Below are 1,042 nucleotides of genomic sequence, written 5' to 3'. Positions count from 1 at the left end.
ACGCGCGCCCGAGCCACGCATATCTCGGGCATTCACCGGGTCTCGATTTTGAGACTGAGCTCTACGCCAAGACGAACGCGGCGGAGACGTTGACAAAAGAGCTCTCGAGCCGGCGCTATGTGCCCAAGACGATCGCGCTCGGGACGGTGACCGATCCCTATCAGCTGATCGAGCGACAACATCGTATCACGCGCAGCGTGCTCGAGGTTCTGGCAGCCGCGCGGCATCCCGTGGGCATCGTCACGAAGTCCGCGCTGGTGGTGCGGGACATCGACATCCTCTCGCGCATGGCGCGCGACGGTCTGGTGAAGTTCGCGCTGTCCGTCACGACACTCGACCGTCAACTCGCGCGCAGCATGGAACCGCGCGCGGCCACGCCCTCGAAGCGCCTGGCGGCCGTCAAAGAATTGGCGGCGGCGGGCATTCCGACACAGGTGATGGTCGCGCCGATCGTTCCCGGGCTGAACGACCACGAGATCGAAAACGTCCTAAAAGCCGCGAGAGACGCCGGGGCTTGCAGTGCGGGCTACGTGATGCTGCGGCTGCCCCTCGAGCTGAAGGACATCTTCCGCGAGTGGCTGATGACCGACTATCCCGACCGGGCCGAGCGCGTGCTGCATCTCCTGCAATCGATGCATGGAGGACGGGACTACACCGCGCAATTCGGCCTCAGGCAAAAGGGCTCGGGGCCGTACGCACAGCAAATCGCGACGAGGTTCCGGCTCGCCTTGCAGCGGCTTGGCTTCGATCGGGAGCGAAAGCCGCTTCGCACCGATCTGTTCCGGCCCCCAGGGCGTGCCGGTCAGCAGTTGAGCTTGCTCTGATGCTGGATAAAAATGCTGGGTCTTTGACAACGGCGCCGGCTCTCGGTTAGCGCTTGGCCATGAAAAGAAGCGCTCGCTCCACATCACTGGTCCGCCCCAAGGTTGTTCCGACATTCGATGTCGAGGCGCGTGCGATCGCCAGCGGCGAATACCCGGTTGCCGGGGTCGACGAAGCCGGCCGCGGACCGTGGGCAGGCCCCGTGGTTGCGGCTGCGGTC

Annotated in this window: 1 protein-coding gene and 1 pseudogene; both read left to right on the top strand. The window is 64.8% G+C overall.

Annotation, left to right across the window (positions count from 1 at the left end):
* Positions 1-824 (top strand): PA0069 family radical SAM protein (locus tag JHD07_RS39020; RefSeq protein ID WP_291631905.1); only part of this gene is annotated, 824 nt, incomplete at its 5' end.
* 59 nt (positions 825-883) lie between these two features.
* Positions 884-1,042, top strand: a pseudogene (locus tag JHD07_RS39015) (ribonuclease HII); the annotation flags it as partial.

Origin of the sequence: Bradyrhizobium sp., assembly GCF_016462955.1 — a bacterium.
Classification (GTDB): domain Bacteria; phylum Pseudomonadota; class Alphaproteobacteria; order Rhizobiales; family Xanthobacteraceae; genus Bradyrhizobium.
The sequence above is the reverse complement of the archived record's forward strand: the minus strand, read 5'-3'. Positions and strand labels throughout refer to the sequence as shown.